General features: G+C 66.1%; 21 protein-coding genes. 10 read left to right on the top strand and 11 right to left on the bottom strand.

Annotated features, from left to right (window positions below):
• Positions 1-19 precede the first annotated feature (19 nt).
• The 4 genes from kdgD (at position 20) to garD (ending at position 5505) form a co-directional block, all read left to right on the top strand.
• Complete coding sequence (gene kdgD / locus ABIA45_RS02820) at positions 20-964, top strand: 5-dehydro-4-deoxyglucarate dehydratase (RefSeq protein ID WP_404651034.1); 945 nt, start codon at positions 20-22, stop codon at positions 962-964.
• Positions 965-988: 24 nt separating this feature from the next.
• Positions 989-2347: a glucarate dehydratase gene (gudD, locus tag ABIA45_RS02815; RefSeq protein ID WP_157280832.1), complete on the top strand. Its 1359-nt coding sequence runs from the start codon at positions 989-991 to the stop codon at positions 2345-2347.
• A gap of 23 nt (positions 2348-2370) precedes the next feature.
• Positions 2371-3819: an aldehyde dehydrogenase family protein gene (locus tag ABIA45_RS02810; protein WP_404651033.1), complete on the top strand. Its 1449-nt coding sequence runs from the start codon at positions 2371-2373 to the stop codon at positions 3817-3819.
• Between the two features lie 144 nt (positions 3820-3963).
• The gene (gene garD / locus ABIA45_RS02805; protein WP_225150666.1) at positions 3964-5505 is read left to right on the top strand and encodes a galactarate dehydratase; all 1542 of its coding nucleotides are present in this window, start codon (positions 3964-3966) and stop codon (positions 5503-5505) included.
• Positions 5506-5547: 42 nt separating this feature from the next.
• On the opposite strand, the gene ABIA45_RS02800 is transcribed toward garD, so the two are convergent.
• Both ABIA45_RS02800 and ABIA45_RS02795 read right to left on the bottom strand, forming a co-directional pair.
• Entirely contained in the window at positions 5548-6288 is a 741-nt protein-coding gene (locus tag ABIA45_RS02800; protein ID WP_275511902.1) for a hypothetical protein, read from the bottom strand.
• Positions 6289-6291: 3 nt separating this feature from the next.
• The gene (locus tag ABIA45_RS02795; RefSeq protein WP_404651032.1) at positions 6292-7179 is read right to left on the bottom strand and encodes a MipA/OmpV family protein; all 888 of its coding nucleotides are present in this window, start codon (positions 7177-7179) and stop codon (positions 6292-6294) included.
• Between the two features lie 355 nt (positions 7180-7534).
• On the opposite strand from ABIA45_RS02795, the gene ABIA45_RS02790 reads away from it, so the two are divergent.
• From ABIA45_RS02790 to ABIA45_RS02780, 3 genes are all read left to right on the top strand, one after another.
• Positions 7535-8215, top strand: coding sequence for a response regulator transcription factor (locus ABIA45_RS02790; RefSeq protein WP_404651031.1), 681 nt, complete (start codon positions 7535-7537; stop codon positions 8213-8215).
• Complete coding sequence (locus ABIA45_RS02785; RefSeq protein ID WP_404651030.1) at positions 8212-9576, top strand: sensor histidine kinase; 1365 nt, start codon at positions 8212-8214, stop codon at positions 9574-9576. Before ABIA45_RS02790 ends, ABIA45_RS02785 begins: the two co-directional genes overlap by 4 nt.
• A gap of 192 nt (positions 9577-9768) precedes the next feature.
• Positions 9769-10038: a hypothetical protein gene (locus ABIA45_RS02780; RefSeq protein ID WP_271540550.1), complete on the top strand. Its 270-nt coding sequence runs from the start codon at positions 9769-9771 to the stop codon at positions 10036-10038.
• A gap of 56 nt (positions 10039-10094) precedes the next feature.
• On the opposite strand, the gene ABIA45_RS02775 is transcribed toward ABIA45_RS02780, so the two are convergent.
• The 3 genes from ABIA45_RS02775 to ABIA45_RS02765 form a co-directional block, all read right to left on the bottom strand.
• Positions 10095-10448 carry a hypothetical protein gene (locus ABIA45_RS02775; protein ID WP_271540552.1) on the bottom strand — a complete coding sequence of 118 codons (354 nt, stop codon included), beginning with the start codon at positions 10446-10448 and terminating at the stop codon, positions 10095-10097.
• A gap of 257 nt (positions 10449-10705) precedes the next feature.
• On the bottom strand, positions 10706-11299 hold the full coding sequence (locus tag ABIA45_RS02770) for a DUF2147 domain-containing protein (RefSeq protein WP_157280838.1): 594 nt from the start codon (positions 11297-11299) through the stop codon (positions 10706-10708).
• A 173-nt stretch (positions 11300-11472) separates the two neighbouring features.
• Positions 11473-12501, bottom strand: coding sequence for an NAD(P)/FAD-dependent oxidoreductase (locus tag ABIA45_RS02765; protein ID WP_271540555.1), 1029 nt, complete (start codon positions 12499-12501; stop codon positions 11473-11475).
• Between the two features lie 182 nt (positions 12502-12683).
• Between ABIA45_RS02765 and ABIA45_RS02760 the strand changes: the two genes are divergently transcribed.
• Positions 12684-13151: a thioesterase family protein gene (locus ABIA45_RS02760; RefSeq protein ID WP_225114188.1), complete on the top strand. Its 468-nt coding sequence runs from the start codon at positions 12684-12686 to the stop codon at positions 13149-13151.
• A gap of 28 nt (positions 13152-13179) precedes the next feature.
• Here the strand turns inward: ABIA45_RS02760 and ABIA45_RS02755 are convergent, their stop codons facing one another.
• Positions 13180-13500: a 2Fe-2S iron-sulfur cluster-binding protein gene (locus ABIA45_RS02755; RefSeq protein ID WP_008143731.1), complete on the bottom strand. Its 321-nt coding sequence runs from the start codon at positions 13498-13500 to the stop codon at positions 13180-13182.
• A gap of 165 nt (positions 13501-13665) precedes the next feature.
• Positions 13666-14010, bottom strand: a complete 345-nt coding sequence (locus tag ABIA45_RS02750) for an Hpt domain-containing protein (protein ID WP_404651029.1) — start codon at positions 14008-14010, stop codon at positions 13666-13668.
• 426 nt (positions 14011-14436) lie between these two features.
• On the opposite strand from ABIA45_RS02750, the gene ABIA45_RS02745 reads away from it, so the two are divergent.
• Entirely contained in the window at positions 14437-20139 is a 5703-nt protein-coding gene (locus ABIA45_RS02745) for a negative regulator of septation ring formation (RefSeq protein ID WP_404651028.1), read from the top strand.
• Between the two features lie 143 nt (positions 20140-20282).
• On the opposite strand, the gene ABIA45_RS02740 is transcribed toward ABIA45_RS02745, so the two are convergent.
• From ABIA45_RS02740 to ABIA45_RS02730, 3 genes are read right to left on the bottom strand one after another with little or no spacing between them, the layout of a single operon-like run.
• The gene (locus ABIA45_RS02740) at positions 20283-21149 is read right to left on the bottom strand and encodes an MlaD family protein (RefSeq protein WP_057028765.1); all 867 of its coding nucleotides are present in this window, start codon (positions 21147-21149) and stop codon (positions 20283-20285) included.
• A gap of 28 nt (positions 21150-21177) precedes the next feature.
• A complete protein-coding gene (locus ABIA45_RS02735; RefSeq protein ID WP_271537463.1) occupies positions 21178-21960 on the bottom strand; it encodes an ABC transporter ATP-binding protein in 783 nt (260 codons plus the stop codon).
• A 2-nt stretch (positions 21961-21962) separates the two neighbouring features.
• Positions 21963-23096: an ABC transporter permease gene (locus ABIA45_RS02730; RefSeq protein WP_157280843.1), complete on the bottom strand. Its 1134-nt coding sequence runs from the start codon at positions 23094-23096 to the stop codon at positions 21963-21965.
• Between the two features lie 131 nt (positions 23097-23227).
• Between ABIA45_RS02730 and dgcA the strand changes: the two genes are divergently transcribed.
• Entirely contained in the window at positions 23228-24223 is a 996-nt protein-coding gene (dgcA, locus tag ABIA45_RS02725; protein WP_271537461.1) for an N-acetyl-D-Glu racemase DgcA, read from the top strand.
• Here dgcA and ABIA45_RS02720 read toward each other — a convergent pair.
• Entirely contained in the window at positions 24193-25389 is a 1197-nt protein-coding gene (locus ABIA45_RS02720) for an MFS transporter (RefSeq protein ID WP_404651027.1), read from the bottom strand. The two genes, dgcA and ABIA45_RS02720, sit on opposite strands and share 31 nt — an antisense overlap.
• Between the last annotated feature and the right edge of the window lie 46 nt (positions 25390-25435).

Below are 25435 nucleotides of genomic sequence, written 5' to 3'. Positions count from 1 at the left end.
ACACGAGAAGGGAGCGCCCATGAGCAAGATGACCCCGCAGGAAATGGCCCAGAAGATCGGATCGGGCCTCCTGTCCTTCCCCGTCACGCCGTTCAGGGCGGACTATTCCTTCGACGAGGCGACCTATCGCGCCAACATGGACTGGTTGTGCGGTTATGACGTCGCAGGTCTCTTCGCCGCCGGCGGCACCGGCGAGTTCTTCTCGCTGACGCCATCAGAGGTTCCGCAGGTCGTGAAGGTCGCCGTCGACGAGACCAAGGGCCGCGTGCCCGTGCTCGCCGGCACCGGCTACGGCACCGCGATTGCCCGCGAGATCGCCATCGGTGCGGAAAAGGCAGGCGCCGACGGCCTCCTGCTGCTGCCGCCCTACCTCACCCATTCCGAGCAGGAAGGCCTTGCCGCCCATGTCGAGGCGGTCTGCGCCGCCGTGAAGATCGGCGTCATCGTCTATAACCGCGACAACGCCATCCTCCAGCCCGACACGCTCGCGCGCCTTGCTGAGCGCTGCCCGAACCTCGTCGGCTACAAGGACGGCATCGGCGACATCGAGCTGATGACCCGCGTCTACACCAAGCTCGGCGACCGCCTCACCTATGTCGGCGGCCTGCCGACCGCCGAGACCTTCGCGCTGCCCTATCTCGACATGGGCGTGACGACCTATTCCTCGGCCGTGTTCAACTTCGTGCCGGAATTCGCCACCAACTTCTACGCCGCGGTGCGAAAGCGCGACCACGCCACTATCCAGGCCGGCCTGAAGGATTTCATCCTGCCGCTGATCGCGATCCGGAACCGCAAGAAGGGTTACGCGGTCTCGATCATCAAGGCCGGCATGAAAGTGATCGGCCGCGATTCCGGCCCGGTCCGTCCGCCGCTGACTGATCTCACCGAGCAGGAGATGGCGGAGCTGACCGCGCTGGTGCAGAAGCTGCCCGCCGTACGATCGTCACAACAGGCTGCAGAATAGTAAGACGACACGGAGGAGCCTGCGATGGCCCAGACTGAGATTTCCGGCGCGTCAGTCGCCGGAGCACCTGTTATCACGGCGATGCAGGTGATCCCGGTCGCGGGCCGCGACGGCATGCTCCTCAACCTGAGCGGCGCGCATGCGCCGTTCTTCACCCGCAACATCGTCATCCTCACCGACAATGCCGGCCACACCGGCGTCGGCGAGGTGCCGGGCGGGCAGAAGATCTGGCAGACGCTCCAGGACGCCCGCGACCTCGTGATCGGAAAGACGGTCGGCGCGATGAACAACATCCTCGCCGATATCCGTACCGCCTTCGCCGACCGCGACGTCGGCGGACGCGGCAAGCAGACCTTTGATCTTCGCGTGATGATCCATGCGGTCACCGCGATCGAATCCGCGCTGCTCGACCTGCTCGGCCAGCATCTCGGACTGCCCGTCGCAGCACTGCTTGGCGAAGGCCAGCAGCGCACCAGCGTCGAGACGCTCGGCTATCTCTTCTTCGTTGGCGACCGTCGTAAGTCGAAGCTCGACTACGTCACGGGCGAGACCGGAAAGGCGGAATGGTTCAATCTCCGCCACCAGGAGGCGATGACGCCCGAGGCCGTGGTGCGGCTCGCGGAGGCGACCCACGACCATTACGGCTTCGCCGACTTCAAGCTCAAGGGCGGCGTGCTCCGCGGCGAGCAGGAGATCGAGGCGGTTACCGCAATCGCAAAACGCTTCCCCAGCGCGCGCGTCACGCTGGACCCCAACGGCGCCTGGTCGCTGGATGAGGCGATCAGCCTCTGCAAGGGCATGCATGGCATCCTCGCCTATGCCGAGGACCCCTGCGGCGCCGAGGCCGGCTTCTCCGGCCGCGAGATCATGGCCGAGTTCCGCCGCGCCACCGGCCTGCCGACCGCCACCAACATGATCGCGACCGATTGGCGGCAACTCTCCCATGCGCTGCGGCTCGGGGCGGTGGACATCCCGCTGGCCGATCCCCATTTCTGGACGATGCAAGGCTCGGTGCGCGTGGCGCAGACCTGCCGTGACAACGGCCTGACCTGGGGCTCGCACTCCAACAACCATTTCGACATTTCGCTTGCCATGTTCACCCATGTCGGCGCCGCCGCCCCCGGCAAGGTCACCGCGATCGACACCCACTGGATCTGGCAGGACGGTCAGGCGCTGACAAAGGAGCCGCTCCAGATCAAGGGTGGCAAGATCGCCGTTCCGGACCGCCCGGGCCTCGGCATCGAGATCGACCGCCCCGCCATCGAGGCCGCGCACGAGCTTTATAAGAAGCATGGACTCGGCGGGCGGGATGACGCTATGGCCATGCAGGACTTGATCCCCGGCTGGACGTTTGACGACAAGCGTCCCTGCCTCGTGCGTTAGAAGCGTTCCCCTGGAGGAAAAAGATGACAGCGATCCTGAAGAACTTCATCGGCGGCGAATGGGTCGACGGCTCCGGCGTCACCAGGAACATCAACCCCTCCAACACCAATGATCTCGTCGGCGAATATGCCAAGGCCGACAAGGCGCAGACCGAGAAGGCGATCGCCGCCGCCAAGGCCGCCTTCCCCGCCTGGGCACAGTCGACCCCGCAGGCGCGCTACGACGCGCTCAACAAGATCTCGACTGAAATCCTCGCCCGTAAGGAAGAGCTCGGCCGCCTGCTCGCGCGCGAGGAAGGCAAGACCCTCCCCGAAGGCGTCGGCGAGGTCGCCCGCGCCGGCCAGATCTTCGCGTTCTTCGCCGGCGAAGCGCTGCGCCTGATCGGCGAGAAGGGCGCCTCGGTGCGTCCCGGCCTCGACGTCGAGCTCACCCGTGAGCCGGTCGGCGTCGTCGGCATGATCACGCCCTGGAATTTCCCGATCGCAATCCCTGCCTGGAAGATCGCGCCGGCGCTTTGCTACGGCAACACCGTGGTGTTCAAGCCGGCCGAGCTGGTGCCCGGCTCGGCGCATGCGCTGTCCGAGATCATCACCCGCTCCGGCATTCCCGCGGGCGTGTTCAACCTCGTCGTCGGCTCCGGCTCGGTCGTCGGCCAGACCCTGCTCGAGCATCCGGACGTCGCCGCGATCTCCTTCACCGGCTCGGTGCAGACGGGACGCAAGATCGCGCAGGCCTGCGTGCTCTCGAACCCCATGAAGAAGTTTCAGCTCGAGATGGGCGGCAAGAATCCGCTGGTCGTGCTCGACGACGCCGACCTCAAGACCGCCGTCGAGGTCGCGGTCAACGGCGCTTATTTCTCGACCGGCCAGCGCTGCACCGCCTCGTCCCGCCTGATCGTCACCGAGGGCATCCACGACCGCTTCGTCGCCGCCATGGCCGAGCGTCTGAACAGCCTGTCGGTGGACGATGCGCTCAAGGCCGGCGTGCATATCGGTCCCGTGGTGGACCAGAACCAGCTCGACCAGGACCTGCGCTACATCAAGATCGGCCAGGACGAAGGCGCCAAGCTCGCCTTCGGCGGCGAGCTGCTGAAGCGCGAGAATCCCGGCCACTATTTGCAGCCGGCGCTGTTCACCGAAGCCAACAACAACATGCGCATCGCGCGTGAGGAGATCTTTGGCCCGGTCGCCGCCGTCATTCGTGCGAAGAATTACGAAGAGGCGCTCGCCATCTCCAACGATACCGAGTTCGGCCTCGCCTCCGGCATCTGCACCACCAGCCTGAAATACGCCTCGCACTACAAGCGCAACAGCGAGTCCGGCATGGTGATGGTCAATCTGCCGACCGCCGGCGTCGACTATCACGTGCCGTTCGGCGGCCGGAAGGGCTCGAGCTACGGCGCCCGCGAGCAGGGCTCCTACGCGCGCGAGTTCTACACCACGGTGAAGACGGCTTATACGTTCCCGGGCTGAGATATCGTTGAGATTGTAGGGTGGGTTAGCGCAGCGTAACCCACCTCTTCTGCTTTCCGCAGATACAGACATTGGTGGGTTACGCCGAGTGATTGCGCTCCGCGCAATCACGGGGCTAACCCACCCTACACTTCGGAGTCCTCGATGGACCAGGACGTCGCCGCGAAAGAGCAGCCCCGCTACATCAAGCTCAACGAGCGCGACAATGTCGCGATCGTTGTCAATGATTTCGGGCTCCCCGCCGGCGCGCGGTTTGCCAGCGGCCTGACGTTGCGCGCCTTCGTGCCGCAGGGACACAAGACCGCGCTGGTCGACATCGCGGAAGGCGAACCGATCGTCCGCTATGGCGAGATCATCGGCTACGCGCTGTCGCCGATCCTGGCCGGCGAATGGGTCGACGAGGCGCGCATCCGCATGCCGGAGGCCCCTGCCCTCGACAAGCTCGAGATCTCGACCGCCGTCCCCGCACCGCTGCCGCCGCTCGAAGGCTTCACCTTCGAGGGCTACCGCAATCCGGACGGTTCGGTCGGCACCAAGAACATCCTCGGCATCTCCTCCTCCGTGCAATGCGTCAAGGGCACGATGGAATATGCGGTCAAGCGCATCCGCGCCGAGCTGCTGCCGAAATATCCGAACGTGGATGACGTCGTGCCGCTGACGCACGCCTATGGCTGCGGCGTCGCCATCACCGCGCCCGACGCGGTGGTGCCGATCCGCACTCTGCAGAACCTCGCGCTCAACCCGAATTTCGGCGGCGAGATCCTCGTTGTCGGCCTCGGCTGCGAGAAGCTCGCACCCGAACGCCTGGTGCCGGAAGGCGTGGGTGACGCGATCATCCGCATGCAGGATGAGGCTTTCGACGGCTTTGGTGCGATCGTCGAGGCGATCATGACCCAGGCCGAGGCGCGGCTGAAGGTGCTCAACACGCGCAAGCGCGAGACCTGTCCGGCGTCCGACCTCGTGATCGGGCTGCAATGCGGCGGCAGCGATGCCTTCTCCGGCGTCACCGCCAATCCCGCCGTCGGCTTCGCCGCGGACCTCCTGGTGCGCGCCGGCGCGACCGTGATGTTCTCGGAAGTGACTGAAGTGCGCGACGCGATCCAGCTGCTCACTCGCCGCGCCATCAACGAGGACGTCGGCCGCGCGCTGGTGCGCGAGATGGCTTGGTACGATTCCTATCTCGCCCGCGGCGGCGCCGACCGCAGCGCCAACACCACGCCCGGCAACAAGAAGGGGGGCCTTGCCAACATCGTCGAGAAGTCGCTCGGCTCCATCGTCAAGTCCGGCTCGAGCGCCATCACCGGCGTGCTCTCGCCCGGCGAGAAGGCGACGCAGAAGGGCATGCTGTTCGCCGCGACACCCGCCTCCGACTTCATCTGCGGCACGCTGCAGCTCGCCTCAGGCATGACGTTGCAAGTGTTCACCACCGGCCGCGGCACGCCCTATGGCCTTGCTGCAGCACCGGTGATCAAGGTCGCGACGCGCAGCGAGCTGGCGCGGCGCTGGAAAGACCTGATCGACTTCGACGCCGGCAAGATCGCAACCGGCGAGAAGACCATCGAGGAGACCGGCTGGGACCTGTTCCGCCTGATCCTCGATGTCGCCAGCGGCCGAACCAAACCCTGGTCGGACCGCTGGGGCATCCACAACGACCTCACGCTGTTCAATCCCGCGCCGGTGACCTAAAGCGTTCCGAGCGAAGTGGGTCCCGGTTCGCGTCAAGAACCGTCACTGCCCCTCGATCAAGTGCATGTCGCCCAGCGTGAGCGGCAGGCTTCGGACGATGAGGTTCGCGATCGCCGCACGCAGCCGTTCGCTCGAACCCGCCTCCTCGAACGTCGCTTCGATCGGTCCGCTCGGGCCGGCGATCCGCACCGTTCCAGTGTTGTCGAGCGGCGCGGCCGCCCTCTTCTCGATCACATCGAACGACTTGCCCTCGATGATGCGAACCTCGTACAACGCGTGGATCAGTCCGTAATCCGCAAGCAACGTCCGATATTCGGCGAACCCGACGCCCTCGACGTTGCGGCCGTTTCCAAGCTTCGATCTCGCCCGGGTGATGACGATATACGCGTCCAGTCCCTGCGGCGTGACATCGCTGCGAACCAGCTCCTTGAACGGGTCGCTCCGCAGCAGATTGACCGGGGCGACCGCCGAATCCCTGATCGCGGCGAAGGCCGCGCGCCGGTAGCTCACCGGCTGCACATGAAACCGTCCGCTCAGCAGCTTCGTCGCCTGCTGGACGATCAGCTCGTCCAGCCCCCATGCGCCGATCGAGGCGGTCTGCGCGGCGTTGTCGAGCCCGGTCAGGCCGGCTCGCGTCAGGCTGATCTCCTCGCCGATCGCCGAGATGATGCCGACGGTCTTGATCGCCTGGAGCCGGCTCGCACGCGTCTCGAACGCCGCGGCGGCACCGAGCGCGACGCTGGCGATCGCGCAGGCGAGAGTTAGGATGATCTTGCCGCGCATGGTCTATCGGATCCTGAAATCGAACGAATAGGACGCACCGAGACCGATGGTGGTCTGGTTCGAGGATCCCCGCAGCTTCACCAGTGGGCTGTCCGCGACATCGCCGAGCAGCTTCTGGTACTCGACATAGGCGTGGACTTCCCACTGCGGGTTGATGCGGTAGGAGATCTGGCTGCCGAAACCGACCGAGTGCGCACCGCCCCTGGCATCGTATCTCGGAAGCCCCGATGCCAGTGCCTGCGTGTCGGTGACGCCGAAATATGGCGCAGTGGCATTGGCGCTCTTCCAGGTGAAGCGCGGGCCGGCCGAGATCGTCAGCCTTTGAATCAGCGGCACGATGACGTCGGCAGACACATCCGCGACGGTGCCGGTATGGCCGCCCATGCCCTGGCGCAACTCGCTGCGCAGGCGCAGCCAGTCGACCGGATAATACTCCACGAAGCCGCCGAGCTCATAGGCGGCGTCGACATTGCCAAGGCCGGTCAGCTCGGCATATTTGTCGGCCTTCCTTGAGGCGACGTATTTGAACGCGGGGCCGGCGCGAAAATTGCCGACGTCGAGCAGCGCGATGCTGGCGCTGTCGCGCGGTCCGCGAAACTGGTCGATCGATCCGGCGCGGCGGATGGAGAAGATCGGGATCGGAAGAAACTTCCCGTTGTTCGATCCGACGAACTCGGGCTTGTACTCACCGCCGATGCCGACCATGACGGTCCAGTTTCCCGACGGCGAGGGCAACATCGGCAGCTCCAATGGCGGCGCTGGCAGCGTGAAGGCGGTCTGCGCCGAGACTGATGGCGCAGTTGCCATGATCGCACCGAGTGCGGCGAGACAGGCGGTCGTCCGCCGCACAATCGCCGTGAGGCGGAGAGCGGCTTCTTCGAAATCATTCATTGCGGGGCCCCGGACCGGCCTTGCAGGCCGAGTCGACTGTTGTGGTTAGGAGCCACAGCATCTGGTCCGGCAAAATTGCCCCAAGATTGCAAGGTGCGATCGGATGCTCCCCAGAGCCATGTCCGGCGCTGGCAGGCACGCCCGCCGGATCAACATTGCCCCAACATTGCACCACCGCGATCACGCCCTCAAAAACGTGACGAGCCGTGCCCGCGAGCTCACTCGGTCCTGCCTTTTATTCGCCAAGCTCGCCGCCTTTATGGGAACCCTCGCGCACGAGCCGAAGCGCCAGACTTCGGCCAGGGAGCGTCACGGTCAGGGTTTTGTTGCCCCAGCAGAGTCAAGGACGACCCGCGTGCGCTCCCTCGTGATCGAAGACGAACCACAGATCGGCGCCTATGTCAGCCGGCTGCTCGGGCAATTGCACGGCATCGTCGACCTCGTCGGCTCGATCGCCGATGCCCGCCAGGCACTGAACAATTTCAAGTATGATCTGGCGATCGTCGACCGGATGCTACCCGACGGAGATGCGCTCCAGGTGGTCACGGCGCTGAGCCAATCAGCGGAGCGGCCCGCAATCATCATGCTGACGTCCAAGGACGCCAAGGAGGATGTCGTCGAAGGGCTCAACGGCGGGGCCGACGATTATCTCGGCAAGCCGTTCGAGCCGCAGGAGCTGCTTGCGCGCGTGCGCGCGGTGCTGCGCCGGCCTCGGCTGCTGGCCCCATCGGTGCTGTCGCTCGGCAACGTCGAGCTGCACCTCGGCAGCAACGAGGCGGTAGTCGCCGACACCAGGATCCTGCTGCGCCGGCGCGAGGCGCTGATCCTGGGGGCGCTGCTGATGCGGCGCGACCGCGTCATCACCCGCGCCGCCCTGATCGAGGAGATCTACGGCTTCGACGACGAGATCGAGTCCAACACGCTCGAGGCGCAGGTCTCGCGCTTGCGCAAGAAACTGGCCGAACTCGGCGGCGACGTCGAGATCCGCAGCATGCGGGGCATCGGCTACATCGTGCGGCTGGCAACGCCGCGATGAAGTCAATCGCCCGAACCTTTGCGTTCTCGCTCGGTATCGCCGCCACCACGATCTTCCTGATCATGCTTGGCCTCTTCATATGGCGTTACCCGACGGAGGAGCGCGAGTTCAGGGCGTGCCAGGTCGTAGCGGCCGTTCTCGATCGCGCGACGGTGATCGAAGGGCAAAGACTGATAGTACGCTCGACTCCTGCGCTCGAGGAATTGAAGCTGGACAGCCCAAACCTCTGGTACGTGGTGTCCGCGGGTGACCTGCTCAGCGAGTACGGCAGCGAACACCGGCCTCCCCTTCCCTTCGTGCTGCCCTACCACGGGCCCATCGGCTCGTCCGTTTTCAGCACGCTCGACCAGAAGAGCACCTTCTGTCTTTCCGCCGTGCAACGGGGCCCGTTGCGGCTCGCGATGATGGTCGGCGAGCCTCAGGTTCGCTTTGGCCGGATTGCAAGGACTTTCCTCCTCCGCAGGGTCTTTTCGATCGCCCTGGTGGCGCTGGCCTTTGCCGCGACCGTCGCCATCGGTTCAGCGCTTGCCGCACGTTTCGTCTCTCGCAGCATCGAGCGGGTGGCGCGTCGCGCGCTCGCGATCGACCCCTCGGCGCCGCAAGGTTTGATATCGCTGTCGGAGGTCCCTCGCGAGTTGAAGCCGCTGGTCGAGGCGCTGAACCGCGCTTTCGGCGAGATCGACGCCTATATCAGGATGCAGCGCCGCTTCCTCGGCAATGCCGCCCATCAGCTTCGCACGCCGCTGACGCTGCTGCGCGCCAAGATCGAGGACGTGCCCGAGCCGGCCCTGAAGGCCGAGCTGGTGCGCGACGTCCGCCGGCTGACCTCGCTGGTCTCCGCGATGCTGGACCTGGCGCGATTGCAAAATCATGCGATCGAGAAGCGGCCGATCGATCTTGCCCAAATCACGCTGGACGTGCTGGCCGATTTCAGCCCGTCGGCGCTGGACGCCGGCATCGAGCTTGCGCTGGAGCACGATGGAAGAGGTCCCTTCGTGGTGCAGGGCGTAGACGCTGCGATCCGAAGTGCACTTGCCAATCTCGTCGGCAATGCGCTCATCCACGCCCATGGCGCGCGGCGCATCGTCGCCACGATCGGCTGCGATGGCGTGGCTATTCACGATGATGGGGCGGGCCTGCCCGATGGCGCCGAACACAGGCTGACCGAGCCGTTTCAGACCGGCAACGCCGCAGGTGCAGGCGCCGGTCTCGGCCTGTCGATCGTCCGCGAGATCATGGCGGCGCATGGCGGGGAGCTGGTCGTCGCTTCCGCGCCCGGCTACGGCACGACGATGCGCCTGCGCTTTGCCGCGGCCGCCGCGCCGGCGAGATCTGCGCAGCTCGATCTGCAAGAGCATTGAGCGGGCGCATCGGCGCTTTTCGCGAAACCGTCCGGAAACATTGACGCGGAAAACGTCTTCCGCGTTTCGTCCCTTCGCATCACGCAATCAATATCTGCGCCGAAGACAACGGGAATGTTCCCGCCCGGGCGAACCTGTTCCGCCATCGCGGCGACCAAACCTCCGATTGACATCTTCCACGGAGATTTTCCAATGCGTGTTCTCTCGATGATTGCCGTTGCCGGCGCCATGATTGCGAGCTCTGCCGCCGCGTTCGCCAGCGAGCTTCCCTCCTACGAAGTGACGTCGTTTCCGATCACGACAACGCAAGTGCAGGTGCTCGGCGGCGCCGGCGTCCAGGAGCAGTCTGCGAGCCCCGCGATGATCGTCGCCGCCATGCCGGCCTCGCCCGTGCAGGTCGCCGTGCTGTCGCCGCGGATCAAGCAGCTCGCGAGCGCGGATTCGAACAACCAGGCGCGCTAAGCCTGGCGTTGTCGTTCCGGCTCGGCGCTCCGCGCCGGCCGGAATGGCACGCGCGTCTACGTCATGCTGCCCGGCATGAAGCAGCGCACGCGCGGATGGCCGTCGATATAGTGCTTCCACACCATGGTGCGGCCGATCTTGTTCGGCACGGTGATCACGGCGCCGTCGGGCACCACGACCCACTCGTCGTCGATGCGCACGCGGTAGCGACCGCGATCGGACTCCCAATCGACGTCGGCGATGACGTAGCCGTCGGCATCCGAGCAGCATTGCCCGAACTCGCTACGCAGACTCTCGAACCAGGGTTTCAGGGGCGAGTTGGCGAAGCGGCCGTCGTCGCGCGCCAGCGCCGAATGCGTCACAACCGCCAGCCCCAGCAGCACGGCGGCACACTGTCTTGCAGGTTTCATGTGGTCTCCGCGGTCGAAGTGATCACCGCGGGGCAAACGCTGCCGTCCGCCTTCCGCATGGTGCGCGGCAGGCGTGGAGACGGCGACTCGCTCCCCCAGCAGCTTTGCCGACAGCTATGCAAATCCGGCGCCAGCGCGCATTCCGGGGAACTACTGGAGGGCGCCCGAGGCACGTTCGTCCTTCGGCGAAGGTGCCCGCACAGGCTGGAGACCCTGCGCTAGGGCCATTGAGACCGCGCGGCGCGCGGCTTGCGCCTTTACTGCTTTGCCGGCGCCATCATCGCGCCGCCCTTCTTCGCCGCGGGCGCCGGTTGCTTGGCGGCTGCAGCCTGCGCGGGCAAGTATTTTGCGACGATGGCCGGATCGACCTGCGCGATGTTGGCATCAGGCAGGCGCGTCCAGGTCTCGTCCTTGCCGAGCAGCGCGATGCCGAGATAGCCGCGCAACGTCAGGGTCTGACCGTCGGGGCTGACCCGCATGTTGGCCTTCCAGATCTGGCCGTCGCGCGGATTGAGCACGTTGCCGCCCTCGTACTTCAATCCTTCGCGCTTCATGTCGCGGACGAAGGAAATGCCGAGCACCCGAGCGTTCTTGCGATCGTCGGTGCACTTGGAGCAGACCTCATTCGGGTCGTCGGTTGGCCGCGGGAAGGTCTTGGCGATCACGCCTTCGAAGACGCCGTTGCGATCGACGAAGAGGAACCATCCGACCGTCCTGCCGTCTTCGACCTTCTGCCAGAGGCCCGCCGCCGTGGGCTCGGCGGTCTGCGCCGCGCACGGCGTCACGATCGCGAGCGACAATGCGAGCGCCAGGAAGGAGAGCAGCCGAAAGCTGGAAACGAGAGTCCGCATTATGATCACCTTGCTGAGCCAATCACCTTTGCTGAGCCAAGACTTCGCAGAGCCAAACTGTGCTAAGCCAAAAACCTGGCCAAGCCTATGACCGGAATGGCCGCAGACTACGGCGATTTCACGAACGGTTCCAGCACCAGAAACATGGGGCATCGCCGCCCCGAAGGCTTCCGTCAGTTGACACCGAGCTTCTTTTGCAGGCTGGAGGACGAGGTCGTGTACTGGAACACCAGCCGCTTCTCCGGATAGACATAACGATGGGCTTTTTGCGACATCAGCGCGCCCTCGTGGAAGCCGCACAGGATCAACTTGATCTTGCCGGGGTAGGTGTTGATGTCGCCGATCGCGAAGATGCCCGGCACATTGGTCTCGAACGCGGACGTCTCGACCGGCACCAGATTGTTCTCCAGCGCGATGCCCCAATTCGCGACCGGGCCGAGCTTCATGGTCAGCCCGAAGAACGGCAGCATGGTGTCGCAGGCGATTTCGGTGACGCTGTTGTCGTTGCCCTTGACGGTCGCGCCGGTGAGCTTTCCGTCAGCCCCGGAGAGCGCGGTGACCTGGCCGAGCCGCAGATCCATCTTGCCGCCGGCAACCAGCGCGCGCATCTGCTCGACACTATGGGGCGCGGCGCGAAACTCGTCGCGCCGATGCAGCAGCGTGATGCGCTTCGCAATCGGATGCAGATTGAGCGTCCAGTCGAGCGCGGAATCACCGCCGCCGACGATCAGCACGCTCTTGTCGCGGAACGTCTCCATCTTGCGCACGGCGTAATGCACCGAGGTGCCTTCATAGGCCTCGATACCCGGTACCGGCGGGCGCTTGGGCTGGAACGAGCCGCCGCCGGCCGCGATCACCACCACCTTGCATTCGAACACCTTGCCGGCATCCGTGGTGCAGCGAAACAAGGGATCGCCGATCTTCTCCACGGTCTCGATCATCTCGCCAAGATGGAAGGTCGGATGAAACGGCTTGATCTGCTCCATCAGCGCGTCGGTCAGCCCCTGCCCCGAAACCTGGGGAATGCCGGGAATGTCGTAAATCGGCTTTTCCGGATAGAGCTCGGCACACTGGCCGCCGACCTTGTCGAGGATGTCGACGAAATGCGCCTTCATGTCGAGAAGGCCGAGCTCGAAGGCGGCGAACAGACCACAGGGCCCGGCCCCAATAATCAGCACATCGGTTTTGATCACGTCGCTCATGTCGTCTCTTTATCGATCGTTATCGGTTGGACGGCGCCCGTTGGGCAGAGGTGACCCTGCCTGTCTAGCCAACGGGGATGGAACAGGAAAGGCATAAAAGCGGGATCGCCCCGCAGCCGCGCCCACTTGCCGGGCCAAAATAACTGGGCTGTAACGAGGATGGATATGACGGAGATCAATCGGTGAACGCGCCAGCCCGCCTCGACACGACCCCGCGCCTTGAGGACTTTCCGTTTCGCCTCAGCGACAACGTCCGGTTCGGCGACCTAGACCCGAACCAGCACGTCAACAACGCGGTCTATGCCACATATTTCGAGACCGGTCGTGTCACGCTGATGAAGCTTCCCGAATACGGGCTGACCCCGCCGGGGCTCGCCTGGATCATGGTGCGGCTCGACATGCATTTTCGCGCCGAGCTGCACTGGCCCGGCTCGATCGAGCTCGGCCTCGGCGTGGTCAAGCTCGGGCGAACGTCGGTGACATTCGAGCAGGTCGTGTTCTCGAACGGCACGTGCATTGCGTCGGCGACGTCGGTCGGCGTCCTGCTCGACGAGGCGACGCGGCGACCGGCGCCGCTGACCGCAGAGGTGATCGAGAAGCTCAGACCCTGGCACAAGCGCGGCATCGAGGTCGCGCCGCCGAGCACCTAGTCGACTTGGACAGTCTGCTTGGAGACGATCAGGCCTGGCGCTCGGGCGTCGCCACGACGAGGCCGTCGAGCTCGTCGGAGACCTTGATTTGGCAAGACAGGCGCGAATTCGGGCGCACGTCGAAGCCGAAGTCGAGCATGTCCTCTTCCATCGGCGTCGGGCTGCCGACCTTCTCGCGCCAGGCTTCGTCGACATAGACATGGCAGGTTGCGCAGGCGCAGGCGCCGCCGCATTCGGCCTCGATGCCGGGAATGCTGTTGCGGATCGCAGCTTCCATCACGGTTGCGCCGTTCTCGATTTCCACCGTGCGGGTTTCGCCCTTGTGGTCGACAAAGTGAATCTTGGCCATGTGTGCTCGTGCTGCCGCGGTGCTTTGAATGAAGGAGGGTCCCGGCTGTCCTATAACGGGTCGGTCAGCCCGGCGCCATAGCGTTTTGAAGCCAAATGATTCCCGCTTTGCGGGAAGAAAACGCGTCAAAACAAGCGACTAGAGCCCGGCTCCGGTCGTATCGGCTCAACGCTTCAGCATCGCAGCGATGGCAGCGCGGGCCTCGGCCACCGCCTCTTTCAGCGCGGCAAAGGCGTGGGGCCGGCCATGGCCTGTCCGGATCGCAGTCTCCAGGCTCGCAGCGGCATCAGCGACCGCAAAGGCGCCGATCCCGCGCGCCGAGCCCTTGAGCTTGTGCGCAAGCGAGCCGGTCTCGGCCGGCAATGCCGTCATCGCCGCGAGCAGACGGGCCGCCTGCTCCGCGAACATGGCCAGCACTTCCTGCTCCAGCTCAGCGTCGCCGAGCGTCATTCGGGAGAGGTGATCGAGGTCGAGCGGGCTGTCGATGGGCGCAAGCGGGGGCGAAGGCATCCAGTCCATCCCTTGCAGTTCAGGCGTCATGGCGCAGGCCCCGGCTTCGCGCGACGGCCGCCGGTCCGGCGGTCAGATTCCCCTCACCCAAGCATGGAAATGGTTAACGAAATGTTTGGGGGATTTGACGCAGATCCGCCGGTTTATTGACGAAAAGTTGCCGCAATTGGCCGAGTCCGGTTGAGAATTGCGTTGATTGCTAAGGCGTTACGGCGCGATCCTGTTAACGATGATTAAGAATGTCTTAATCGCGGGCATTTCATTCGCGACGCTCTGCCAATAGGATGTTGCAGAAATTGGCGGACAAGCCGTCCGGGTGGGGACGGCTCGGAGATCCGCGCAAGCGGCATGATCCGGTCTGTGGGCTTGCGCCGCGCGCAGGGCTCGCGGGGGGACGCGTACAAGTAACGAGGGCTCGGACTGAACATGGCGAACACTCCGAAAAAGGTCAAAGACCCTACAGAAGTTGCGCTTTCTGCAATCCAGGAAGCTCTGAACATCAGCGACACGGCGGCCGATACCAGCCGCAACGCCGCAATGCGCAATGAAACGGCGCCCCCGGTGCCGCCGGCCGCGCCGCCGGTCTTCGACGAGCCGAGCTTCGAGCCGCGCCCCGCCGCCAACGAGCGCTCGACCGTGTTCGACCCGGTCGAGGAGCCGCGCGCCGCGCGCCGCGCTGCCAACGACGATCGCGAGACCATCGGCCAGTTGCTCCAGGCGCTGCAGAAGGGCCGCCCTGCGCGCAGCGTCTACACCTTCGCCACCATCTTCGCCGGCATCTGGCTCGCCGCCTGCGCCGCGCTGACCTTCGGCTTCCTGCCCTCGATCCAGGCCGCGATGGGCCAGAGCGGCGGCGTGCTCGTGATCGCCGGCCTCGTCGCGATGTTCTTCGCGCCAGTCATGCTGTTCTACTTCCTCGCGAGCCTCGTCTGGCGTGGCCAGGAAATGCGCATGATCGCGCAGGCGATGGCGCAGGTCGCGATCCGCTTCTCCGAGCCGGAAGGCTCGGCCTCCGATTCCATGGTCACCGTCGGCCAGGCCATCCGCCGCGAGGTCGCGGCGATGGGCGACGGCATCGAGCGTGCGATCGCGCGCGCCGGTGAGCTCGAGACGCTGGTCGCCAACGAGGTCGCCGCGCTCGAACGCGCCTATTCCGACAACGAGGTGCGCATCCGCGCTTTGCTCCAGGACATCGCGCATCAGCGCGACAACCTGGTCGGCCAGGCCGAGCAGGTTCGCAGCGCCATTTCCGGCGTGCAGATCGACCTGCGCCATGACATCGCGCTGATCTCGGACGCGATCGCCTCCCGCGTCGACGAAGTGGCCAAGTCGATCACCGGCGCTCTGGAAGAGCGCGGCGCCCACATCACTCAGGCGCTGAGCAATGCCGGCGACAACATGATCCTGGCGCTCGGCGAGCGCGGCGGCGACCTGCTCGACCGTCTCGAGGAGGCCAGCAACGAGACCACGCGCGCCGTGCTCGACGCCAGCGAGCGGCTGACCACCAGCCTCAACTTCAAGACCGGCCACGTCCACGACGAGTTCGTCGACCTCGCCGACCGCGTTCACGAGATGCTGAACGAGCGCATCGACCGCATCACCGGCGAGTTCGAGCAGCGTTCCGCCGCGATCGTCGACGGCATCTCCGAGCGCACCGAGCAGGTGCACGATTCCTTGAAGAACTCGTCGGACTCCCTGCTGCTCGAGCTCGAGCTGCGGTCCAACGACATCTCCGCCAAGATCGACGACGCCGGCAACCGCCTCGCCGGCCAGATCATGACGAGCGGTGACAAGGCCAGCGAGGCGCTCGACGCCACCGTCAACGCCCTGGTCGCCAAGGTCGTCAGCCAGACCGAGACCGCGCACGATTCGCTGTCGCTGCAGATGAGCGCGTTCGACGAGCTGGTGAGGAACCAGGGCACCGAGCTGGTCGAGAAGTTCGCCCGCGACTCCGGCACGCTGGGCGCGCTGATCACCCGCCACATCTCCGAATTCGACCGCACCGTGAAGACCTTTGGCGGCGAGATCGTCGAGCGCATGGGCCAGCGCACGCAGGATATCGCCGAAACGCTGAAGACCTATGTCGACGATTTCGACACCCGCTTCACCTCGAACGGCGGCCAGATCACGGCGGTGCTCGACCAGCGCCTCGCGCAGTTCGAGACCACGATCGGCGAACGTGTCGGCAATATCGATGCCTCGCTGAACGGCAAGATCGCCAGCCTCGACGGCACCATCCAAGGCCACATCAGGACCTTCGACGAGCAGCTCGTCGGCCGCGTCGCCGCGCTCGAGCTGTCGTTCGACAGCCGCGCGAAGTCGATGACCGAGACCATCGACGGACGCATCAACACGCTGGCGAACTCGCTGACCGACGGTGCCGCGCAGGCGATCCAGTCGATCGACTCCCGCCTCACCTACCTCACGACGACGCTCACTGGCGGCGCAACGCAGGCCATCGAAACCATCGATGCGCGCCTCAACCACCTCACGAGCTCGCTGACCGACGGTGCATCGCAGACCATCCAGACGATCGATACCCGCCTGACGCATCTCACGACGACGCTCAGCGGCGGCGCGACGCAGGCGCTCGAATCCATCGATTCCCGCCTCACCTACCTGACCACCGCGGTAACGAACGGCGCCTCGCAGGCGGTGCAGTCGATCGATACGCGGCTGACCCTCCTCACCTCGACCCTCACCGACGGCACCGCGCAGGCGATCGAGGCGGTCGATCGCCGCATTACCGGGGTTGCCGAGATCATCGACGGCCGCAGCACGCATCTGACCGACACGGTCACCGCGCGTTTCCAGGAGATCCAGCAGGCCATCGAGACCAAGGTCGGCTCGGTCGCCAGCGACATCGACGTGCGCGTGGCACAGTTCGAAGACCTGCTCGGCTCGCGCGTCGAGGCCGTCGCCGGCCGCATCGAAAGCAGCGGACGCCAGGCCAGCGAGGACATGATGTCCCGCGCCGAGATGATCTCGACCGCGATCCGCTCGCATGTCGAGGACGCCGAGCGCTCGCTCACCAACCTCGTCGTCAACACCAGCGAGACCATCCAGACCGGCGCGCGCACCGCCCAGCAGTCGCTGCTGACGGTCTCCTCCGATGTCAACGCCCAGCTCAAGATGACCTCTGCCGAGGTCGAGCAGGCGCTGACCGCAGTCGGCACCGGTGCGGCGAACTCGATCCTGACCAGCGCACGCGAAGCGCAGTCGACGCTGGTTGCGGCCTCGGGCGAAGCCTCCAACCAGATCAAGGGGCTGGCGGCCGACGTCGAGCGCACGCTGTCGGCGGCGGGCTCCGCCACCGCGGCCTCGATCCTGGCCGGCGCCCGCGAGGTGCAGACCACGCTGGTCACGGCGTCCTCGGATGCGGCGAGCCAGGTCAAGACGCTCACCGCCGACGTGCAGCGCTCGCTGTCGATGGCCGGCACCGCCACGGCGGAGTCGATCACCGCCGGCGCCCGCGATGCGCAGAGCACGCTGATCGCGGCCTCGACCGAGACCGCAAACCAGATCAAGGCGCTGTCCTCGGACGTGCAGCGCTCGCTGACGATGGCGGGCACCTCGACGGCCGAGACCATCATGAGCGGCGCCCGCGAGGCTCAGAGCACGCTGGTGACGGCGTCCTCGGACGCGGCGAGCCAGGTCAAGTCGCTCGCGGCCGAAGTGCATCGCTCGCTCTCGCAGGTCGGCCAGACCACCGCCGAGACGATCACCACCAGCGCCCGCGACGCCCAGAGCACCCTTCTTGCTGTCTCCGCAGAACAAACCAGCCAGGTCCGTTCGCTCGCGGCCGAGATGCAGCGCGCGCTGGCGACCGCCGGCGGCGCCACCATCGAGGCGCTGACCAGCGGCGTGCGCGAGGCCCAGGGTACGCTGATCTCCGCGTCGACCGATGCGGCGGGCCAGATCAAGTCGCTGACGGCGGACATCGAGCGCACGCTGACCGCGGTCGGCGCCGACACCGCCTCGACCATCCTCAACAGCGCGCGTGAAGCCCAGATCTCGCTGACCTCGACCTCGGCCGATGCCGCGAGCCAGATCCGCACGATCTCGACCGAGATCGAGCGCACGCTGAGCGCGGCCACCGCCAACGCGACCAACGACATCCAGACCAGCGCGCTCAACGCCCAGAACGCGCTGATCTCCGCCTCCAACGAGGCGAGCTCGCGCGTCAAGTCGAGCTCGGCCGACGTCGAGCGCTCGGTGCTCGCCGCCAGCTCCAGCTTCGGCCAGGCCATGACCGGCAAGACCGACGAGATCGTCACCTACGTGCAGCAGCAGGCCGACCGCCTGTCGAACATGATCGACGCCAAGCGCGGCGCACTGGTCGACGCGATCGGCTCCAAGACCAGCCAGCTCACGCTCGACATTGACCGCGTCACCTCCGACGCGCTGAAGTCGATCGAGACGCGCGGCCAGGCCTTCTCGCAGACCATGATGGGCAACGGCTCGGAAGTCGCCCGCACCATCAACGCGGCGAGCGAGGTTGCCACCAGCGCCGTCGGCAAGTCGCTCAAGGACCTCGAGCAGGCCTCGCGTTCGGCGATCGACCAGTCGCGCCAGGTCTCGATCGCGGCCGTCACGGAGATGCAGGAGACCAGCAAAATCCTGCGCACCGACACGGTCGCCCTGTTCGAGCGCCTGCGCGAAGGCAACATCCTGCTCCAGGAGGTGCTGACCGGTGCGCACGACAACCTCAACTCGCTCGAGCGGGCGCTGGTGACCCGCGTCGCCGACTTCGTCTCGGCAATGAACGACGTCACCTCGCGCAACGGCGCTGCGACGCAGAACCTGGAAGAGCAGCTCAACGTCTTCAACAGCAAGACCACGAAGGCGCTGCAGGATCTCGGCGAGCTGTCGACCCAGTTCGACAAGCATGGCCAGGCGCTGGTCGAGGCCGCGCAGGTCGTCGAGCAGAGCAACAAGAACACCACCGCCTCGCTCGCCGAACGCAAGCAGGCGCTGGAATCGCTCGTCACCACGATCGACCTGCGCACGGCCGATCTCGACCAGCGGCTGTCGCGCTTCACCGGCCTGCTCGATGAATCGCTTGCCGCGGCCGAAGAGCGCGCCCGCGACATCGCCCGCGTCGTCGCCGAGACCGCTGGCGCCGGCTCGGCCGCGATCACCCGCCAGTTCGAGGCGGTGCGCGCGGCGTCCGAAGAGGAGCACCGGCAGACCATCGAGGCCATGCACGACATCTACCGCCAGACCACGGACGAGGCGGATACGATGTTCAAGCAGTCGACCGAGAAGTTCACCAACCTCGTCGCCAGCATGAAGCAGATGGCTCTCGAGATGCACAACGAACTCGAAGCCACCCGCAACGAGCTGCGCCGCGGCGTACTCGAGATGCCGCAGGAGGCCGCCGAGAGCACGGCGCAGATGCGCAAGGTGATCGTCGACCAGATCGAGGCGCTCGCCGAGCTCAACCGCATCGTGGCCCAGCACGGCCGCGGGCTCGACGTCACCACGGCGGGCCGCGCCAGCGTGCAGCGCCAGGAAGAGCCGGTGCTGGCCGCCGTCGGCGGCCGGGCTCCCGAGACCCGCATGCGCGACATCGGCAGCGCCTCGACGCTGCCGCCGCCGGACCTCGGCGTGCCGGCCGCGCGCCGCACCGAAGCGCCGCCGGTCGCGCCCGGTGGCAACGACCAGGGCCGTGACGGCTGGCTGTCGGACCTGCTCAACCGCACCGACGCCAACCAGGGCGCGCCGGCCGGCCAGGCTCCGCGTGGCCGCGCGGCACCCGTGCCGCAGCCGCAGGCGCCGCAGGCCAGCAGCAATCCGCTGGAATCGCTGTCGCTCGACATCGGCCGGCTGATGGACCGCAACCTCGCCGCCGAAATGTGGGACCGCTACCAGCGCGGCGAGAACAAGGCCTTCACCAAGCGCCTGTACACGCCCGCCGGCCAGAAGGCCTTCGACGAGGTCGCCCGCAAGTACCGCGCCGACCGCAACTTCAAGGGCACGGTCGACCGCTACGTCGCCGAGTTCGAGCGCCTGCTCGACGAAGTCGCCCGCGACGGCCGCGGCCCGCAGGAGCTGCGCAGCCACCTGATCTCGGAGACGGGCCTGGTGTACACCCTGCTCGCGCACGCGGCGGGCCGGCTGGGGTGAGCGGAAGCTCGCCGATTACGAATTGCGAATAGCGAATGAAAACGGAGCCCTCGCGGGCTCCGTTTTTGTTTGGGATCGATCCGTGAGGAACGCTGTATACGCTACTCGCTACTCGCCACTCCCCATTCGCGCTTCCCTACCGCCTACCGCCTCGGCGCTGCCGCAGGCTTCGGCGGCTCGGGCGGCGGAGCGGGCTGCGACGAATTGCTGGCGCCGAACAGGACGCGGGTCGGGTTGCGATCGAAATTGTTCACGGCCCGGCTGATGTCGCCGAGGGTGCGGCGGCCGTCGGCCATCAAGGCACCCGAGCGCTTGTCGAAATCCTCGGCGAGCTCGCGGATCGACTTCACCGCCTGGAACAGCTCGCCGCCATCCTTGCCGCCGGCCAGCGTGTTGAGGCCGAGCATGAGATTGTCGGCCTTGAGCATGACGCCGTCGACCTTGGCCATCACGGCGTCGATCTTCTCGGAATTGCGCGCCAGCGAATTGGTGAAGGTCTCGAGGTTCTTCAGCGAGTTCTTCACCGATTCCTGATTGTCGGCGACGATCTTGTTGACGTTCTGCAGCGTGGCGCGGATCGCCTCGGTGACGTCCTGGAGCTTGTTGGGGTCGGCCGTGAGCGTCGGGATGCCGTCCTGGTCGAGCGGCGGCGGGGCCGCAGCCTCCTCGCCACCCTTGAGCGAGATCGCGGCAACACCGGTGAGGCCCTGGAATTCGAGGCCGACGAGCGTGTCCTTGCGGATCGGGGCGTTGTTCTCGATCATCGCGAGTGCGACAACCCGCCGCGGGTTGTCCAGCTTCACCGAGACCACCTCGCCCACCCTGATACCGTTGAAATTGACGCTGCCGCCGTTGCGCAGGCCCGCCGCCGGGCCCTCGAACACGACGCGCAAGGGGCTGCGCTGCTTGGTCGTGTGCAGCGACTGAAACCACAGCACGAAGCCGATCGCGGCGGCGATCACCGCCAGCGTGAACGAGCCGATCAAAATGTAGTTCGCCCGCGTTTCCATCAGGTGCTCCGGCTACTCAACCCAGCTCTCAACCCATGACCGCGCGGGCGCGCTTGCCATGAAAATACTGCCTCAGCCAGGGATGCTGCGAGGCCTGCATGTCGGCGATCGACCCTGCCGCAATGATCTTACCGTTCCCTAAAACGGCGATGCGGTCACATGCTGTGTATAGGCTGTCGAGGTCGTGGGTTACCATGAAAACCGTCAGCCCCAAAGTGCGCTGGAGTGTCCTCACCAACTCGTCGAAGTCGCCGGCACCGATCGGGTCGAGGCCCGACGTCGGCTCGTCCAGGAAGACGAGGTCGGGATCGAGCGACAGCGCGCGCGCCAGCGCCACACGCTTGATCATGCCGCCGGAGAGCTCGGACGGGAAACGCTCGGCGACCTCGGGCTTGAGGCCGACCATGGTGAGCTTGGCCATGGTGATCTCGTCCATCAGCCGCTGCGAGACGCGCAGATATTCGCGCATCGGAAACTGAATGTTCTGCCGCACGGTCAGCGAGGAGAACAGCGCGCCCTGCTGGAACAGGACGCCCCAGCGCCGCTCGACGTTGCGCCGCTGCGACGCGCTCGAGGAATCGAGATCGACGCCGAACACTTCGATGGAGCCCGCGACCTTCGGCACGAGGCCGATGATGGTGCGCGTCAAAACGGACTTGCCTGCGCCCGAGGGGCCGACAAATCCCAAAATCTCGCCGCGCTTGACGTCGAGGTTGAGCCCGTCCAGCACGCGCGTGGCGCCGAACTGCACGGTGATGCCGCGGACGCGGATGATCGGGTCCTGGATCTCGCTTTGAGTTTCTCTTGCCATCGTCACATCCCGATCGAGGCGAAGAAGATGGCGAAGATGCCGTCCATGACGATGACGAAGAAGATGCCCTTCACCACCGACGCGGTGGTGTGCTGACCCAGCGATTCCGCGCTGCCCTGCACGGCGAGCCCTTCGACGCAGGCGACGATGCCGATCACGGCAGCCATCACCGGCGCCTTGACGATGCCGACGATGAAATGGTCGATCGAGATGGCGTCGCGCAGGCGCAGCAGGAAGGCCTCGGGCTGAACGCCGCCATAGAGCCAGGCCACCAGACCGCCGCCATAGAGCGCAGCCATGGCGCCGAGGAATGCGAGGATCGGCAGCGCCAGCACCAGCGCCATCATGCGCGGCAGCACCAGGACCTCGATCGGATCGAACCCCATGGTGCGCAGCGCGTCGATCTCCTCGCGCATCTTCATCGAGCCGAGCTCGGCGGTGTAGGCGCTGCCGGAGCGACCGGCGACCATGATCGCGACCAGGAGCACGCCGATCTCGCGCAGCACCAGCACGCCGAGCATGTCGACGACGAAGATATCGGCGCCGAAGCGGCGGAAATGGAAGATGCCTTGCTGCGCGATGATGCAGCCGATCAGGAAGGTGATCAGCACGATGATCGGCACCGCGCGCCAGCAGACCTGCTCCATGTGATGCACGGTCGAGGTCAGGCGGAACGAGCGCGGATGAATCAGGACGCGAAACCACGCCGCGAGCACGGCGCCCAGCATGTCGACGAGGCCTGCCACCGTACCGGCGACGCCGGCCACGGTCCGGCCGATCTGCTCCAGCATGCCGGAGATGGTGATCGGGTCGCTGTCGACCACGGCCGCCCCCCTGACCCGCCGCACCTCGTCCACGAGGCTGGAATAATTGGCGGAGAGCCCTGCGATCTGCGCCTCGACGGCCCCCTGGGTCAGGCTGCGGCGCAGCCGCTCGATCAGCCAGGCGCCGAACGTGTCGAGCTTGGCGACCTCGGAGACGTCGATGAAGATGCTTTGCGGGGTGCCTGCGAGCTTCTCGGCCTCAGTCACCATCCGCTCCAGGACCGGCGCAAAGCTCGCGGTCCAGGTGCCGGTGGCGCACAGTGCCAGGGCGTTGCCCTTGGCAATCCGTTCCAGCTTCGGATCGCCACTCATGTCCGCTCCCGCGCCGGGGCGGAGAAAATCAGATGGTTGCGCACGCGCCCTTACCCAGAGAAGGTATCCCCAAGGGGTTAATGTTAGTTGCTAGAGGTAACTAGCAGGTTCAGATTTCGCCAGAGTTCAAAATGACTTCCATGAAATTTGCAGCTCTGGCGACGCGAATCGAGCGCTTCCCGATCGCCGGCAGCTTTACCATCAGCCGGGGCGCCAAAACCGAGGCCGTCACGGTCGTGGCGGAGGTCAGCCGGGGCGGCCTGACCGGCCGCGGCGAGTGCGTGCCCTATCCCCGCTACGGCGAGACGCCGGAGGCGACGCTGGCTGCGATCCAGGCCATGCAGGAGGCCGTCGCGGGCGGGCTGACGCGAGAGACCCTCCAGGCCGCAATGCCATCAGGTGCGGCCCGCAACGCCCTGGATTGCGCCCTGATCGACCTCGAGGCCAAGGCGGCGGGCTTGCGCGCCTGGAACCTACTGGACCGCCCGGCGCCGAAGGAGCGCACCACGGCTTACACGATCTCGTTAGCAACCCCCGAGGCGATGGCCGCGGCGACCGCCAAAGCGGCGCACCGCCCGCTGCTCAAGATCAAGCTCGGCGGCGGCGGCGATCCGGAGCGTATCGCGGCCGTGCGCAAGGCCGCCCCTGAGGCCGAGCTGATCGTCGATGCCAATGAGGCCTGGACCGAGGCCGATCTGGAAGCCAATCTCGCCGCCTGCGCCGCCGCCGGCGTCACCCTGGTGGAGCAGCCGCTGCCGGCAGGCCGCGACGAAGCGCTGGCGCGCATCAAGCGCCCCCTCGCCGTCTGCGCCGACGAGAGCGTGCATGACCGCGCTTCGCTTGCGCCCTTGCGCGAGCGCTACGACGCCGTGAACATCAAGCTCGACAAGACCGGTGGCCTCACCGAGGCGCTGGCCATGGCCGATGCTGCCCGGGCGCTCGGCTTCGAGATCATGATCGGCTGCATGGTCGCGACCTCGCTGTCGATGGCGCCTGCGATGCTGGTGACGCCGCAGGCGCGCTTCGTCGATCTCGACGGCCCTTTGCTGCTGGCGCGCGACCGCGAGCACGGCCTGCGCTATGACGGCAGCCTGGTCTACCCGCCGGACGCTTCGCTCTGGGGCTGAGCCGTGAGGCGATGCCGCGCCGACCAGATCAGGATGGCACCGGCAGCGGCCATCGCCGCCATGACGTAATAGACATTGTCGCCGATGCGGGCGTAGATCGCGCCTGATGCGATCGACGTCGCCGCCCCCAGGAGCCCGTTGCACGCGGCGTAATAGCCCTGCCCGCGCGCGATCTGATGCGAAGACACGCGCTGCGCCAAAAGGTTCATGGTGCCGACGATGGTCAGGCCGAAGCTGAAGCCGTGGCCGAGCTGGGCGATCGCGAGCAGCACGAGCGGCGGCTCGCTCGCGGTGACGATCCAGCGCAGCACGGCGATCACGCCGCCGATGGCTATCAGCGTGGACGGCTGCAGCGAGAAGCGCGGCGACAGCGCGAACACGACGATCTCAGCCATGATGCCCAGCGTCCACAGCACCGCGATGGTCAGCCCGCTGATGCCTTGGAGCTGCCAGTTGATGGCCGAGAAGGTGTAGAAGGCGATGTGACTGCTCTGGATCAGCGCCGCCGACGCGATCACGGCCCAGAAGGCTGCATCGCGCAGCAGCGGCTTGCCGGCATGCCGCTCCGGCGTCCTCCGCCTGAGATCGTCGAGCGGCTGCAGCAGCAGGCTGGCTGCTACCGCGACGACGGCCCAGGCGACGATGACCCAGATCAGGTCGCGCGGAGCGATGATGTCGACGAGATAGCCGCAGGCGAGCGAGCCGGCGGCAAACGCCGCCGACCCCCACAGCCGCAAGGGTCCGTAATCGAGCCCGTAGCGGGCGACGCCGCGCAGCGCATAGGCATCGGTCAGCGGCATCGTCGGCGTCCACATCATGCAGGTCAGCGCGTAGACCAGGAACAGCGCCAGCGGCTGCTGCTGCAGGCCGACCGCCGTAAATCCGATCGCAGTGGCCAGCGCCGACACCATGATGGCGGCGCGAATCGCCTGCCGCTTTTCGGCAAAGGCGGTCACTTGCGGCAGCGTGGTGAAGCGCGTGATCGCCGGCAGCGCGGCGATGATGCCGATCCAGACAGCGTCGATGCCGATCGCCTTCAGCCAGACCGGGAAGAACGGCACATGCGTGCCCAGAACCGCAAAGAAGGCCGAATAGAACACGGCGAGGCTCACGGCGAATCGCCGCTTCGTCGCTGCCGCGATGGGGATTTGTGATTCGGACTGCATCAAACCAATTGCGATTCGGTCGATATCGTGGTGATCGTTACAGTAA

Origin of the sequence: Bradyrhizobium sp. USDA 336 (genome assembly GCF_044908355.1) — a bacterium.
In the GTDB taxonomy this organism is placed as follows: domain Bacteria; phylum Pseudomonadota; class Alphaproteobacteria; order Rhizobiales; family Xanthobacteraceae; genus Bradyrhizobium; species Bradyrhizobium yuanmingense.
Note: the sequence above shows the minus strand (reverse complement) of the source record. Positions and strands in the feature narration are given on the sequence as shown.